This is a genomic window from Kribbella sp. NPDC051137 (assembly GCF_040682535.1).
Lineage (GTDB): Bacteria > Actinomycetota > Actinomycetes > Propionibacteriales > Kribbellaceae > Kribbella > Kribbella karoonensis.
On the sequence record NZ_JBFBBI010000004.1, the window covers coordinates 236703 to 250665 of the forward strand.

At 69.2% G+C, this 13963-nt stretch carries 11 protein-coding genes; 5 read left to right on the forward strand and 6 right to left on the reverse strand.

Annotated elements, in window-relative coordinates; genetic code table 11:
* Positions 1–12 precede the first annotated feature (12 nt).
* Together AB0M51_RS22285 and AB0M51_RS22290 are read left to right on the forward strand one after the other, a co-directional pair.
* Entirely contained in the window at positions 13–279 is a 267-nt protein-coding gene (locus AB0M51_RS22285; protein ID WP_344195887.1) for a hypothetical protein, read from the forward strand.
* Between the two features lie 35 nt (positions 280–314).
* Positions 315–1304 (forward strand): LacI family DNA-binding transcriptional regulator, encoded by a 990-nt coding sequence (locus AB0M51_RS22290; protein WP_363750185.1) that lies wholly within the window; start codon positions 315–317, stop codon positions 1302–1304.
* Here the strand turns inward: AB0M51_RS22290 and AB0M51_RS22295 are convergent.
* From AB0M51_RS22295 to AB0M51_RS22305, 3 genes are all read right to left on the reverse strand, one after another.
* Positions 1297–4038: an alpha-glucuronidase family glycosyl hydrolase gene (locus AB0M51_RS22295; protein WP_363750187.1), complete on the reverse strand. Its 2742-nt coding sequence runs from the start codon at positions 4036–4038 to the stop codon at positions 1297–1299. The two genes, AB0M51_RS22290 and AB0M51_RS22295, sit on opposite strands and share 8 nt — an antisense overlap.
* Complete coding sequence (locus tag AB0M51_RS22300) at positions 4035–6248, reverse strand: family 43 glycosylhydrolase (RefSeq protein WP_363750189.1); 2214 nt, start codon at positions 6246–6248, stop codon at positions 4035–4037. The genes AB0M51_RS22295 and AB0M51_RS22300 overlap by 4 nt, the downstream gene beginning before the upstream one ends.
* Positions 6249–6394: 146 nt before the next feature.
* Complete coding sequence (locus tag AB0M51_RS22305) at positions 6395–7348, reverse strand: alpha/beta hydrolase (RefSeq protein ID WP_363750191.1); 954 nt, start codon at positions 7346–7348, stop codon at positions 6395–6397.
* Positions 7349–7543: 195 nt separating this feature from the next.
* Here AB0M51_RS22305 and AB0M51_RS22310 point away from each other — a divergent pair, with 195 nt between their 5' ends.
* Positions 7544–8995 (forward strand): SLC13 family permease, encoded by a 1452-nt coding sequence (locus tag AB0M51_RS22310; RefSeq protein WP_363750810.1) that lies wholly within the window; start codon positions 7544–7546, stop codon positions 8993–8995.
* Here the strand turns inward: AB0M51_RS22310 and catA are convergent.
* From catA to AB0M51_RS22325, 3 genes are read right to left on the reverse strand one after another with little or no spacing between them, the layout of a single operon-like run.
* Positions 8981–9883, reverse strand: coding sequence for a catechol 1,2-dioxygenase (gene catA / locus AB0M51_RS22315; protein WP_363750193.1), 903 nt, complete (start codon positions 9881–9883; stop codon positions 8981–8983). The genes AB0M51_RS22310 and catA overlap by 15 nt on opposite strands.
* A gap of 2 nt (positions 9884–9885) precedes the next feature.
* Positions 9886–10992, reverse strand: coding sequence for an enolase C-terminal domain-like protein (locus tag AB0M51_RS22320; RefSeq protein ID WP_363750195.1), 1107 nt, complete (start codon positions 10990–10992; stop codon positions 9886–9888).
* Positions 10989–11900, reverse strand: coding sequence for a LysR substrate-binding domain-containing protein (locus tag AB0M51_RS22325; protein WP_344195872.1), 912 nt, complete (start codon positions 11898–11900; stop codon positions 10989–10991). Before AB0M51_RS22325 ends, AB0M51_RS22320 begins: the two co-directional genes overlap by 4 nt.
* Before the next feature lie 201 nt (positions 11901–12101).
* Here AB0M51_RS22325 and benA point away from each other — a divergent pair, with 201 nt between their 5' ends.
* Together benA and benB are read left to right on the forward strand one after the other, a co-directional pair.
* Positions 12102–13460: a benzoate 1,2-dioxygenase large subunit gene (gene benA / locus AB0M51_RS22330; RefSeq protein ID WP_363750197.1), complete on the forward strand. Its 1359-nt coding sequence runs from the start codon at positions 12102–12104 to the stop codon at positions 13458–13460.
* A complete protein-coding gene (gene benB / locus AB0M51_RS22335) occupies positions 13457–13954 on the forward strand; it encodes a benzoate 1,2-dioxygenase small subunit (protein ID WP_344195868.1) in 498 nt (165 codons plus the stop codon). Before benA ends, benB begins: the two co-directional genes overlap by 4 nt.
* Positions 13955–13963 lie beyond the last annotated feature (9 nt).

The window sequence follows — 13963 nt, forward strand, 5'->3', positions numbered from 1 at the left end:
CAGGCTCGCCGGATGAACAGCTTCGACCGTGAAACTCTCCGCGCCCTCGCCGACGACGGCAACGAGCGTGCGCTGGACCGGCTCGCCGACCTGGCCGAGGCGCGCGACGACGTCCAGGAGCTGAGCGACCTACTGGACGAGGGGTGCCTGCACGCCGGTGAGTTGCTGACCAGGCGCGCGGCGGCCGCCCGCGATCTCCGGGAACTGCAGCGGATCGCCGACGCCGGGTACGACGAGGCGGGCGAGGTGCTCGATCGGTTGCTGGCCCCGCCTGACTGACACCACCCCCGCCCTGCGCCAGTATCGTTGCGGGCATGAGTGCGCAGCGGCGGCCGACGATGTACGACGTGGCCGCGCTGGCGGGGGTTTCGCACCAGACGGTGTCGCGGTACCTGCGGGCGGATCCGACCGTCGGGGCGGACTCCTCGTCGCGGATCAAGGCGGCGGTCGACGAGCTCGGGTACCGGCCGAACCTGACGGCGCGGGCGATGCGGACCCGCAGTACCGGGGTGGTGGCGATCATCCTGCCGGGGTGGACCGGGCCGGAGCGGACCGTCGAGGCGGCGTGCGAGGAGGCGCAGCGGCTCGGGTACCAGGTGGAGATCGTGATCGGCGTGGACGAGGACCCGGCCGCGCTGAGCCGGCTCGCGGACGACATCCTGGGCCGCGGGCAGGTGGACGGCGTGCTGTCGGTGACGCCGTTGACCGTGAAGACCGGCGGGGTCGTCGTACAGACCGACGAGTTCGACCACCGGTTGCGGGCGGTCGAGGCGGTGGCGGCGGACGAGTCGACGATGGAGGAGCTGGTCGAGCGGCTGGCCGCGCTCGGGCATCGGGAGCTGTTCCATGTAGCGGGTCCGCAGGACTGGAAGTCGGCGCAGCTGCGGCGGTCGGGATATCTGAAGGCGTGTGAGCGGCTGGGGTTGCGGTCGCACGGTGTGTACGACGGGCCGTGGCATCCGGAGACCGGGGCGGCGGCGGTGCGGTCGTTGCCGGAGGATACGCCGGTGACGGCGATTGTCGCTGCGAGCGATCACATCGGGGCCGGGGTGCTGCGGGCGGCGCTCGAGCGCGGGTGGCGGGTGCCGGGGGACCTCAGCGTGACCGGCTGGGACGACCTCACGCTGGTCCGCTACGGTACGCCGGCACTCTCCACCGTGCGGGTCGACCGGGAGTCCTCCGGCCGCCACGGGATGCGCCGGCTGATCGCCGCCCTCCGCAACGAACCCGAACCAGAACCGTTGCCCGCGGCCCCCACCGAGATCATCTTCCGGGAGACCACGGGCCCGGTCGGTTCTAGGTGAGGACCAGCGCGCCCAGGTGCCAGAAGCGGTCGGGTTCGCTGTCCAGGACGAGGTCGGCGGTGCGACCCGCGGGGCCGCCGTCTAGGTCGGCGTGGATCCAGGTGAAGACGCCGCCGGGGAGATCGGTCGACGCGGCAAGCACCGTGCCGGCTTCGGAGATGATCGTCGGCGGGCAGTCGGGTCCGCCGTCGCCGACAAGCGCGGACAGCCGGACCTTCCCGGGCGGCAGCGTGATCCGCAACGTCCGCGCCGGGTAATCGCCGACGAAGTCCCGCCGGAGCGCGTCCCAGGCGGCGCCACGGTCGCGCGGCTGCGGCGCCGTACCCACCCAGCCGTACCCGCGCGTGACGTCCCAGGTCGTACCGGGAGACACCCGCGCGTACCCCGGCACCAGAGGGCTGTCGGCGGTCCCGATGTCCAGCGCCAGCCGGCACTGCGCCGCGTCCGGCGTGACCACGAACGTCTGATGCTCCGCACCCAGCGCGGTCCGCCCGGTGTCGATCGCCAGGTCCACCAGGTCCGTCAGCAACGGGGGAGTGACCGGCACCGTGATGCTCGCCGACGCACCCGACTCGATCGCCACCGTCGTCGTCCCGACCTTCCACGACGAGTCCACCGGCCGGACCGACGCCGTGACGGTCTGCGCGGTTCGGAACGCGTTCGTGAGGACCAGCGGCAGATCGTTGGCCGCCCCACCGATCAGCAGCCCGCGGTTCGGGTACTCGACCTGCAGCCACTCGGTCCCCGTCGACAGGATCCGCGAGTACCCGTAGAAGTACGACACGATCGTGTCCCGCCAGCGCTCCGCCTCGACGACGTGCGCGTCGAACGTCGCCGCGATATCGGCGTGCCGGGCCGCGTCGACCCGCCCCGCCAGCCGTCCCCAGGCCCGCCGGAACTCCAGCACCCGCTCGTACCCGTCGAAATGACTGTCGTAGATGTGCTGGACAACTGTCTTGCCGGACTTCAGCCGATGCGTATAGGGAACCCAGTGCATGAACAGCAACAACTCGTCCGGGCAGTTCTCCAGCGACCCGTAGATGTCCCGCCAATGGTCGGCGTACAACTTCGGGAACACCGCCGTGCGGTCGAACCCGGTGCCTTCCGACGTGGTGTAGTGCGACAGATTGTGAGTAGACGCGGGATCAGGGAGGAAGTGCGCGCCGAGCGGATACGTCAGATAGCCCATGCCGAGCGGCGACGTGTAGCTTTCGTAGGTCTCCCACGACTGCAGCATGATGGCCTTCAGCACCGAACCGACCTGCCTGTCGAGCCCGAAGGTGAGCTCGATCCACTCGGTCACGATCTCGTCCGCGGACAGCCGCGGGTTCCACGCCAGCCGCGCGAATCCGTGCGTGTTCGCGGCGCCCAGCTGGTACCCGGTCCAGTCGCGGTCGTCGCCGATGTTGACGACACCGGCCATCCCGGTGACGACCTCCGCCACCGTCGGCCCGCTGCCGGGACCTTGGTACGTCGGGAATCCGAGAACCGTCTTCCACTCCGGCACCAGGTAACACAGATGCGTCGCATGCCCCGTGTACTCCTGCGTGATCTCCAGCTCGACCATCTGGTTCGTCCGCGGCAATCCGCCGAACAACGGATTCACCGGCTCCCGGACCTGGAAGTCGATCGGTCCGTTCTTGGTCTGGACGACAGCGTTCTCGTGGAACTGCCCGTCGAGTGGATGGAACACGTTGTACTGGTACTGCGCCCAGTCCGAGAACCCCTCGTGGACGAACGACCTCCACACCAGTTTGCCGCCGTACGGCGCCAACCGGTCGGCGAGCATGTTCGCGCCGTCGGCGTGGGTCCGTCCGTAGTCGAGCGGCCCCGGCTGGCCTTCGGAGTTGGCCTTGACAAGGAACCCGCCGAAGTCCGGGATGAGCCGGTAGATCTCGTCGATCTTGTCCTGCCACCACTTCTGCACACCCGGATCGAAGGGGTCGGCCACAGGGACCTGTCCGGCCGTGAGCGTGATCGGCGCGGCGTAGTTCGCCGACAGCCACAGCCGCACGCCCCATTGCCGGAGCACACCGGCCAGTGCCGCGAGCCCGGTCAGCCGCTCGCTGCGGAGGAAGTCCGCGCTGGCGTTCACATTGTTGACAACGGTGTTGTTGACGCCGACGGACGCGATGGCCCGCGCGTAGTCGACGTACCGCTCGCGGAGCCCCGGGAGCTCGTCCCAGGCGAAGATGGACTTGCCGGCGTACCCGCGCTCGATGCTGCCGTTGAGGTTGTCCCAGTGGTTGAGCATCCGCAGCGGCGACGCGGGCCGGTCGGCGAGGTCGAGGCCCTGCAGCGGTCGTTGACGTTGCAGGTGCTGGAGGAACCGGAACGCGCCGTACAGCGCGCCCCGTTCGTCACCGCCGGTGATCTCCACCCGGTCCGCCCGGCGCTTGATCGTGAAGCCTTCCGCCGCGAGATCACCCACCTGTACGACGACCGCGTTCTTGCCGGCGCCGTCCTGCACCGGCACCGGCCGGCCGAGCATCGCCGACAGCCCGCGGGACAACTCGGCGCCGGCGGAACGCAGTACCGCATGGTTGCCGACGACAACGATATGGGAGAGCTGCCGGGCGAGGTCGTCGCGGTCGGGTAGCGGCCGGTAGCGGAGCCAGAGGTCATAGCCGTCCTCGTCGGCCGGCGCCGCGAAGGCCGGCAGACCCGGCAACAACCCCGCGGCGAACACGCCGGCCGCACCACCGGCGAGCAAGGTACGGCGCGTGATGGTCATGAGGCTGCTCCGTACGTCCGCACGTAGTCGAAGTGTGCGGTAGACCCGGCGCCGCCCATCGAGATCAGCCCGAACTTCAGCGGCCCGGCCGGCAGGTACCAGTAGCTGCCCCACTGCCAGTGCTTCCCGTCCAGACTGGTCGCCGCCTGGAACAGGTGCTGCCCGTCCCGCGTGGTGTGCCGCAGCCGCAGCCACATCGTGTCCGCGCTCGGCCCGAGCTGGATCGCCTCCGGCCACGGGCTCGGGTCGGCGCCCGGCCACAGGAACGCCTGCTGTACGGCGTTCGTCCGCGTAGGTGCCAGCTGCAACGAGCTGGTCCGCGAGGTCCACGCGATCAGTCCGGCCCGGCCGTTGCCCGTCGTACTGGCGAACGGCAGCGTCAGCTTGGTCTCCACGGTGAAGTCGCCCTCCGGCGCATCGCGGAGCGCGACGGTGGCGTCCGTGCTGAGGTTCGTTGCCTGCGTGTCCCAGTTCAGCTGACCGTTCGCGACCTGGCCCTGGTTCGCGCCGGTCCAGTGCCAGCCGGTGTCCGTCCCGGTGAATTCGTCGCTGTACGCCGGGAGCAGCGGACCGGCCTTCGGATCGGCGATCTTGTGGGTCACCGGCTGGTACAGCTTGGTCATCGCGAGGTTGTCGCCCTGCGCGGTACCGGTGAGCCCGAACTGTACGGGCCCGCTCAGCCCGGGTGCGAGCTGGACGTCGATCTCGCCGAGCGAGTTGTCGCCGATCGACGGGGCGACCTGCACCACGGCGCGGCCGTTCCGGACCTCGACGGTGACCGAGTGCCAGGTGTCGTACCGGAATCCCTGGTACAGCGGGCGTTCCGTCGTACCGACGACCCTGCCGCCGACGCGCTGCTCGACGCGGAGCACACCGCGCTGCGGGTCGAGCCAGGCAACGGCGTAGTTGCGCGACGAGTGGTACCCGAACACGACACCGGCCGGTCCGGACGACGTCCGCAGGTCCGCCTCGACGCGGTAGTCGGCCGTTCCGCTCTTCTGGCTGACGAGCAGCCCGGACGCCGACGTGGAGGCGGCGTACCCGTCGTTGCCGGTCCAATCGCCGGAGACCGAACGCCAGCCGGTCAGATCGGACGAGTCGAACGTGCTGCCGACGGTCGCGGTCGTGTCAGGGGCGGGTTGCGGTGTGTCGGACGTCCACTGCCCGGCACGGACCGTGGGCCAGCCGCCGACCCAGTCGAGGCGGTCCATCGACTGCGGGCGTCCGCCCCAGCTGCGGTCGGCACGGATGTCGGAGTTCACGATGTTCCACTCCTGGCCGGAGCGGTCGACGGTGATCGCGTTGTGGCCGGTGGCGTTCAGCGAATTGCCGTTGAACGAGTTCACGATCGAACCGCCCGGCTGGTTCGAGGTCAGCGACCGGCCGTTCTCGTCGACGAAGGGACCGGTGGGGGAGGTGGAACGCCCGGCGAGCACCGGGTAGCCGCCACCGCCGTCGCTGCCCATGCAGCAGCCGTAGCCGGAGTAGAACAGGTAGTACCACGGCCCGCGCTTCTGGACCCACGTGCCTTCACCGCGTTCGCCGGAGACCACCTGCGTGGACTCGCCGTCCGTGTTGCGGCCGTCGGCCGTGAGCTTGACGACGTGGATGCCGCCCTTGCGGAACGAGCCGTAGTACAGGTACTTCGTGCCGTCGGAGTCGATGAACATCATCGGGTCGATCTCCATCACCTCGCTGTCCTTCACGAAGTTCACGACCGGGTGGCCGATGTCGGTCCACGGGCCGGCCGGTGTCGGCGCGGTGGCCAGGCCGATCGCGGCGTCGAGCGAGGTGGAGCCCGGGGCGGAGTAGTACATGTAGTACTCGCCGTCGACGTACCGGACGTCGGGCGCCCAGTACCCCTTCTGCGGCCAGCCGGCCCACTGCGGGTGGTTGGCCTGGCTGAACGCGTCGCCGAGGAACGTCCAGTGCACTAGGTCGGTGGAGCGGACCATCGGGATCAGGTGTTGCGGTCCGCCGTTCTGGGCGTTCTCGCGGGTCAGGCTGGTGTTGGTCGCGTACGCGTACCAGGCGCCGTCCTTGGCGCGGATCAGCCCGGCGTCGGAGAACGCCTGGGCGATGTCGCTCATCAGTGGGTTCGTGTACGTCGGTGCGCTGGGCGGGGCGCCGACGGACGGCAGTCCGGCGACGGTCGCGGTCGCCGCCACCAGGCCGGCGAGCAAGGGTCGGAAGAAGCGGGTTCGAGGCATGACGATGGTCCTCACATGGGCGGGGAGGTCGCGCGACGTGCAGGTCCGGAAGAAAGTTATCGATCACATTTCGGCCGTTGGCTCAGACAGTAAGTGATCGATAATTCGACCGCAAGACCTCGAACCACACCGGCTGGTCCGGCCGATCAGGCCGTCACGGAAGACGCCGGTTGAGACGCCGGAGGGCCGAGGAGGTCGCCGCAGAAGGACCGGATCGCGCGGTTGACCGTCCTCGGGCGTTCCCACGGGAGGAAGTGGCCGGCGCCCTTGATCCAGAACGGGCCGACGGCGTTCGGCAGCGCGATCGCGGCACGTTCGTCCACATGCTCGCCGAGCGTGACCTGGTCGGCGCCGATCAGCAGCAGCGTGAGTTGCTCGACCGGGCGGTCGAGCAGCTCGGGCGCGGACAGCGCACGGGTGCCCATCAAGACCTCGTAGTCGGCGAAGGAGGCGCGCAGCCGCTCGGCGTCGGCGTACGGCTCGGTGAGGAACTCCAGGTCCGCGTCGTCGAACGCGTCCGGCGGGCACCACATCCGGTGGCCGTAGAACTCGGCGACGTAGCGGCGGCGCTGCTCGGGCGTGGCCAGTTCGGCGATCAGTTGCTCGGGTTCGCGCCCCTGCCGGCGCTGGTAGTCGTGAACCGCGGGCTTCGGCCGGCTCGGCGGGATGCCCGCGGCCGCGAACTCCGCGGGAAGGTCGGGCATCGAGTCGTCCAGGATCACCAGCCGGTCGACCCGCTCGGGGTGCCGGTTCGCGAGGTCGACCGAGATCATCGCGCCGAGGTCGTGCCCGGCGACCACCGCCCGCTCCCACCCGAGCCGGTCGAGCAACCCGATCAGGTCGGTGTTGAAGGCGTTGAGGTCGTAGAACCCGTCCGGTGCGAAGTCCGACTCGCCGTACCCGCGCAGGTCCGGCGCGACCACGTCGAACCCGGCCTCGGCGAGCGGCACGACGTTGTGCGACCAGATCCGGCTCGTGCAAGGGAATCCGTGCACAAGCAGCAGCGGTACGCCGCCCGCTCCCCGCCGCCGGACTGCCAGGTGGTGACCCGGGCCGACCTCGATCCGGACCGGTGGGACGACTTCCGCAGGAAGAGACATGTCACTGGTTTACACGAGCCGACGCGAGTAATGCGTCGCGCCGTCCGGCGGAATCCGGGTGTTGGTGGCAAACTGCGGAGAGGGGGTTGCGACCGGAGGAGAGCTATGAGTCTCGCTTACGAAGTCGGTCTTCCGCTGGTGGCTGAGGCGGACGTGCACGCGCCCTGGAACGGGCACGACACCCGGGTGCTGATCATGGCGGTGCTGGGTATCGCGATCATCGTCGTACTGATCGTGGCCCTCAAGGTGCACGCGTTCCTGTCGCTGACGATCGGCGCGCTGTTCGTCGGCGTCGCGTCCGGGATCGCGGCCGGTGACGTCACGAAGTCCTACGAGAACGGGGTCGGCAGCGTCCTCGGGTACGTCGGCGTGCTGATCGCGCTCGGCGCGATGGTCGGCAAGCTACTGGCCGACTCCGGTGGTGCCGACCAGGTCGTCGACACGCTGCTGCGTGGTCGATCGGGTGGGCTGCCGTGGAAGATGGCGCTGATCGCGTTCATCATCGGCATCCCGATGTTCTTCGAGATCGGCCTCGTGCTGCTGATCCCGGTGGTCGTTCTCGCGGTACGGCGTACCGGTGCGCGCGCGATGCTCCTCGGCATCCCGGCGCTGGCGGGCCTGTCCGTACTGCACGGGTTCGTGCCGCCGCACCCCGGTCCGCTGGCCGCGATCGGCGTCCTGAAGGGCAACGTCGGCATCACGCTGGCGCTCGGTCTGCTGGTCGCGATCCCGACCGTGATCGTCGCCGGTCCGCTGTTCGGCCGGCTGGCCGCGAAGTGGGTCCCGATCGGTGCCGCGGGCGCCGCGCTCGAGGTCGGCTCCGGCCACCACGACTCCGAGCCCGAACGGCCGCAGGACGGAACGTCGGCCGCACCGCACAACCCGCAGCACGCCGCTCCGCAGGGCACGATCCAGGGGGCGGCCCAAGGGACGACCCAGGGGACAAGCCAGGGGACCGCGCCGGGCACCGTCCGGACCGGGACGCCGAGCTTCGCCGCGACGCTGACCACCGTCCTGCTGCCGGTCGTGCTGATGCTGATCAAGGCCGCGTCGGACGTCTGGATGAGCAAGGACAACGCGATCTATCCGGTGCTGCAGTTCATCGGTGATCCGGTGGTCGCGCTGCTGATCGCCGTACTGGTCGCGATGTACACCTTCGGCACCGCGGTCGGCTTCGGCATTCCCGAGCTGAGCAAGAAGATCGGCGAGAGCCTGCTGCCGATCTCCGGCGTGATGCTGATCGTCGGCGCCGGCGGTGGGTTCAAGCAGGTCCTGGTCGACGGCGGCACCGGTACGGCGATCGCGAAGATCGCGATCGCCGCGAACCTGTCGGCGCTGCTCCTCGGCTGGATCGTCGCCGTCCTGATCCGCCTCGCCACGGGCTCGGCGACGGTCGCCACCGTGACGGCCGCCGGGATCGTCGCACCGCTGGCGGGTGGCCTGAGTACGACTCACATCGCGCTGGTGGTGCTCGCGATCGGTGCCGGGTCGCTGTTCTTCTCGCACGTCAACGACGCCGGGTTCTGGCTGGTCAAGGAGTACTTCGGAATGACCGTTGGCGAGACCATCAAGACCTGGTCGGTGATGGAGACCGTCATCTCGGTGATGGGTCTGCTGATGACGTTGCTGCTGTCAACGTTCTTGTGACGGGTCGAGGACGAAGCCGTAGCTCACCGACTCACCCGACTCGGTGGGCTGCGGCGCGAGCAGCAACTCCGGCTTGACGGCGGACGCGATGTCGTCGTCGTTGTGCTCGTCGCCCGGGAAGTACAGCTGGGCGGTCAGGAGCTCGTGCCCCGGAGCGGACACCTTGACGTGCAGGTGCGCCGGACGCCAGGCATGCCACCCGGCCGCGTCGATCAGCCGGCCGCACGCGCCCTCGGTCGGGATCTGGTACGGCGCCGGCCGTACCGTGTGGATCTCGAAGCGGCCCTGGTCGTCGGTGGTGAAGGTCGCCCGGAGGTTCCACTCCGGCAGCCCGGGTGCGAACTGTGAGTAGAACCCGTCGTTGTCGGCGTGCCACAGCTCCACCTTCGCGCCGCCCAGCGGTGAACCGTCGGTCGACGTGACCTGGCCCGTCCAGGTCAGCTGTACGCCGCCTTCGTCCGGACGCATCGGGACCGATCCGTTCGCTCCCTGCTCGGGCGCGTCGGGCACGTAGTACGGGCCTTCGATGGTGCCTTTGCTGCCTTCCCGGTGCTCGGTCGCCACCTCCTCGATCACGTGCTCCACCCAGACGTCGAGGAACAGCGGCCACTCGCCGTCGTCGCCGACCTTGATCAGCCACGCCTTGAGCGCGTTGTATTCGTCGTAGGTGACCTTGTGCCGGCGGATCGTGGCGTGGATCCCGTCCAGCACCTCGCGGGCCAGCAGGTCGACGCGCTCCTTGGGTACGCCGGAACCGGCGCGCTTGTCGGTCTTGAACCGCTCGGTGGCGGACATGCCGGACGCGGCCGCGGTGGCCTTGTCGTTGCTTGTGTCCTTGCTTGTGTCGTTGCTTGTGTCGGTGCCTGTGTCGTGGGCGGTCTGGGTCATGATCAGCTCCTGTCCTGGCGGTAGTGCGCCAGCTTGTCCGGGTCGATGTCGACGCCGAGTCCGGCGCCGGGGCGGACGGCGAGGGTGCCGTCGGTGATCTGGAGAGGTTCGGTGAGCAGGTCGTCGCTCATGTCCAGGAAGTTCGACAGCTCACCGGCACGCTGTGTGGTGAGCCGGAACGCCGACCCGAAGACGACCGTGCACATGGTGCCGAGCTGCCCGTCGATCTGGTTGCCCATCACCACTTCCACCCCGAGCCCCTCGGCCAGGTGATGCACGCGCTGCGAGTACGTGAACCCGGTGCGCGCGGTCTTGATGCTGACGGCGGTCGCCGCCCCGCCGAGGATCTCCCGGGTCACGTCGGCCGGCGTGACCGCGGACTCGTCCGCGATGAACGGTACGTCGCACTGCCCGACCAGCCAGCGCCGCCCGAGGACGTCGTCCGCGGGGCAGAGTTCCTCGGCGAACAGCAGCCCGAGGTCCTTCATCTCGTGCATCGCCCGGGCCGCGATCGAGGCGGACCAGCCGCGGTTGCCGTCGACGTACAACTCGACGTCGTCGCCGAGCCCCTCCCGCAACGCCCGCACGACCGCGGTGTCCAGCTGGTACGGCGTCCGCCCGACCTTCACCTTGAAGGTCCGGACGCCGTACCGGTCGCGGATCCGCTCGGCCTCGGCGACCATCGCGGCCGGTTCGTCGAAGCCGAGCATGTGGGAGACCCGCATCCGGTCGGAGTACCCGCCGAGCAGATCGGTCACCGGCAGGTCGAGGGTGCGCCCGAGCGCGTCCCAGACGGCCATGTCGACGGCGGACTTGGCCACCGGGTTACCGACCGTACGGTTCAGCCGGGCCATGATCAGCTCGCGTTCGAGCAGGCTGGTGCCGACGATCGCGGGCCCGAACAGCTGGTTGACGACGGCAACGACACTTGCCTGGGTCTCGCCGTACGTGAACGGCCGCGGCGGCGCCTCCGCGATGCCGACGATCCCGTCGTCGGTGTGCACCCGGACCAGGACGTGCTGCGCGACCTCGACGGATCCGCTGGCGAAGTACAGCGGCTTGCGGTACGGGATCGCGAACGGGATGGCCTCGATCTCGGTGATCTTCATCGGGTGGGCTCCTCAGCCGTCGGGTGGGCGGGACGGAAGATGCCGGCGGCGTCGAGCTCGGCGAGCACCGAGCCGACCAGGGGCGACGACTCGTCGCGGCGCCAGGCCAGGGCCAGGTCGATCGATCCGGCGTCGCGCACCTCGCGGAACACGACCCCGTCGAGCGGAACGGCCCGGACGGACCCGGGGACGAGCGCGACACCGAGACCGGCGGCGACCAGCGGCAGCAGGACCGCCGTACCGGGCGCCTCGTGTTCGCGGCGCGGCGTGAACCCGGCCTCCTGGCAGACGCGCTGGACGGCGTCGTTGACGGCGGAGTTCCGCGAATACAGCACGAACGCCTCGGTCGCGAGGTCGGTGAGCGCGATCTCGGGCCCGTCGGCGAGTCGGTGGTCGGCGGAGATCGCCAGGACCAGCGGCTCGCTCTCGATCGTCCGCACCTCCAGGTCACCGGACGCGGGCGGGCGCAGGACGCCGAGGTCCAGGCTGCCGTCCAGCAGTCCTTCGGTCTGCGCGGGGGTGAGCATGTCGGCATGCACCTCGAGTGCGACGTCCGGCAGCCGGCTCTGCAGGATCCGAGCGAAGCGGGGTAGCTGGGTGAATGCCGCCGTACCGGTGAAGCCGATCCGGACCAGGCCGCGGTGCCCGTCGGCGACCCGCCGGACGCCGCTGATCGCGCCGTCGAGCTGGTGCAGGATGCGGCGCGCCTCGTCGTAGAAGAACTCACCCGCGGGGGTCAACCGGACCTGCCGGGTCGTCCTGGTCAGGAGCACCGCGCCCAGCTCGGCCTCCAGCTGCCGGATCGACTGCGACAGCGCGGGCTGCGCCATGTGCAACCGCTCGGCCGCCTGCCCGAAATGACAGGTCTCGGCCACGGTCGCGAAGTACCGCAGATGCCGCAGCTCCATCGGTTGCCCTCCGGCTCCGATCGGGTGGATTGATTCACGGTACGTACGAATATTGAGTCAGAACAAGTACTCAGTTCCGCTCGATCCATTGATCACACGTATCAATACCGCCCTGGGTCAGGACTAGGCAGTGCCCTGGTGCCGCCGCGGCCGCGGCGGTGCCACGGTGGCCCGCATCACGCAGGTCCACCTGGAGGACACATGACCGACATGCTGGAAGACCTGGAGAGCGTGCTCGCCGACGCGGTGATCGACGACGCGGCGGCCGGCATCTACCGCGCGAACCGGCGGATCTTCACCGACGAGCAGCTGTTCGAGCTGGAGCTGAAGTACATCTTCGAGGGCAACTGGATCTACCTCGGGCACGAGAGCCAGCTGCCGGACCCGGGCGACTACCTGACCGCGTACATCGGCCGTCAACCGATCGTCATCACCCGGGACCGCGACGGCGAGCTGCACTGCCTGATCAACGCGTGCGCGCATCGCGGCGCGATGATCTGCCGGCGCCGGACCGACAACCGGCCGACCCTGACGTGCCCGTTCCACGGGTGGACCTTCCGTAACGACGGCAAGCTGCTCAAGGTGAAGGACCCGGACGGGGCCGGGTACCCGGACTCGTTCGACACCGACGGGTCGCACGACCTGACCAAGGTGGCGCGGTTCGGCAACTACCGCGGCTTCCTGTTCGGCAGCCTGAACCCGGACGTCCTTCCGCTCGAGGAGCACCTCGGCGACACCACCAAGGTGATCGACATGCTGGTCGACCAGTCGCCCGAGGGCCTGGAGGTACTGCGGGGGTCGTCGACGTACACGTACGACGGCAACTGGAAGGTGCAGGCCGAGAACGGCGCCGACGGGTACCACGTGACCGCAACCCACTGGAACTACGCGGCCACCACCGCGCGCCGCGGTACCGGCGAGTCGAAGAACGACGTGAAGGCCCTGGACGCCGGCGGCTGGGGCAAGTCCGGTGGCGGGTACTGGTCCTACCCGAACGGGCACCTGTGCCTGTGGACCTGGGCGGCGAACCCGCAGGACCGTCCGCTGTGGGACCGGATGGACGAGCTGAAGGCGCTGTACGGCGAAGCCAAGGGCGAGTTCATGGTCAAGGGCAGCCGCAACCTGTGCCTCTACCCGAACGTGTACGTGATGGACCAGTTCAGCACCCAGATCCGGCACTTCCGGCCGATCGCTCCGGACAAGACCGAGGTGACGATCCACTGCATCGCGCCGAAGGGCGAGAGCGCGGAGGCACGGGCGCACCGGATCCGGCAGTACGAGGACTTCTTCAACGCCTCCGGAATGGCCACACCGGACGATCTCGAGGAGTTCCGCTCCTGTCAGTTGACGTTCCAGGCATCGGCCGCGCCGTGGAACGACATGAGCCGGGGCGCGCAGCACTGGCTGAAGGGGCCCGATCCGGTCGCGGAGGCGCTGGACATGCACGGTGTGGTCTCGGCCGGCCTGAAGAACGAGGACGAAGGGCTGTATCCGGTTCAGCACGGCTACTGGCTGACGGTGATGCGCGAGGCCGTCGCGCGGGAACGGAGCGCGCGATGAGCAAGCTGATCACCCAGAACGACATCGAGCAGTTCCTGTACCGCGAGGCGCGGTACCTGGACGACCGTGAGTTCGAGCAGTGGCTGGACTGCTACGCCGACGACTGCGAGTACTGGATGCCGTCGTGGGACGACGACGACCGGCTGGTCGAGAACCCGCGGACCGAGATCTCGCTGATCTACTACCCGAACAAGGGCGGCCTGGAGGACCGGGTCTTCCGGATCCGCACCGAGCGCTCGAGCGCGACGTCGCTCCCGGAGCCTCGGACCAGCCACAACATCGGCAACGTCGAGGTGATCGAGCGCCGCGGCGACCAGGTCGACGTGCGGTTCAACTGGCACACGATGTACTTCCGCTACAAGACCGTCGACCCGTACTACGGCACGTCGTTCTACACCATCGACTTCGCCGGCGACGCCCCGCTGATCCGGCGCAAGACGGTCGTCCTGAAGAACGACTACATCCACCACGTGGTGGACGTCTACCACTTCTGACGTGGGGAG

Bases quoted from the DNA above. Each gene is read 5' to 3' on its own strand.
- AB0M51_RS22285 (WP_344195887.1), top strand. From the start codon at position 13: ATGAACAGCTTCGACCGTGAAACTCTCCGCGCCCTCGCCGACGACGGC.
- AB0M51_RS22290 (WP_363750185.1), top strand. From the start codon at position 315: ATGAGTGCGCAGCGGCGGCCGACGATGTACGACGTGGCCGCGCTGGCG.
- AB0M51_RS22295 (WP_363750187.1), bottom strand. From the start codon at position 4,038: ATGACCATCACGCGCCGTACCTTGCTCGCCGGTGGTGCGGCCGGCGTG.
- AB0M51_RS22300 (WP_363750189.1), bottom strand. From the start codon at position 6,248: ATGCCTCGAACCCGCTTCTTCCGACCCTTGCTCGCCGGCCTGGTGGCG.
- AB0M51_RS22305 (WP_363750191.1), bottom strand. From the start codon at position 7,348: ATGTCTCTTCCTGCGGAAGTCGTCCCACCGGTCCGGATCGAGGTCGGC.
- AB0M51_RS22310 (WP_363750810.1), top strand. From the start codon at position 7,544: ATGGCGGTGCTGGGTATCGCGATCATCGTCGTACTGATCGTGGCCCTC.
- catA (WP_363750193.1), bottom strand. From the start codon at position 9,883: ATGACCCAGACCGCCCACGACACAGGCACCGACACAAGCAACGACACA.
- AB0M51_RS22320 (WP_363750195.1), bottom strand. From the start codon at position 10,992: ATGAAGATCACCGAGATCGAGGCCATCCCGTTCGCGATCCCGTACCGC.
- AB0M51_RS22325 (WP_344195872.1), bottom strand. From the start codon at position 11,900: ATGGAGCTGCGGCATCTGCGGTACTTCGCGACCGTGGCCGAGACCTGT.
- benA (WP_363750197.1), top strand. From the start codon at position 12,102: ATGACCGACATGCTGGAAGACCTGGAGAGCGTGCTCGCCGACGCGGTG.
- benB (WP_344195868.1), top strand. From the start codon at position 13,457: ATGAGCAAGCTGATCACCCAGAACGACATCGAGCAGTTCCTGTACCGC.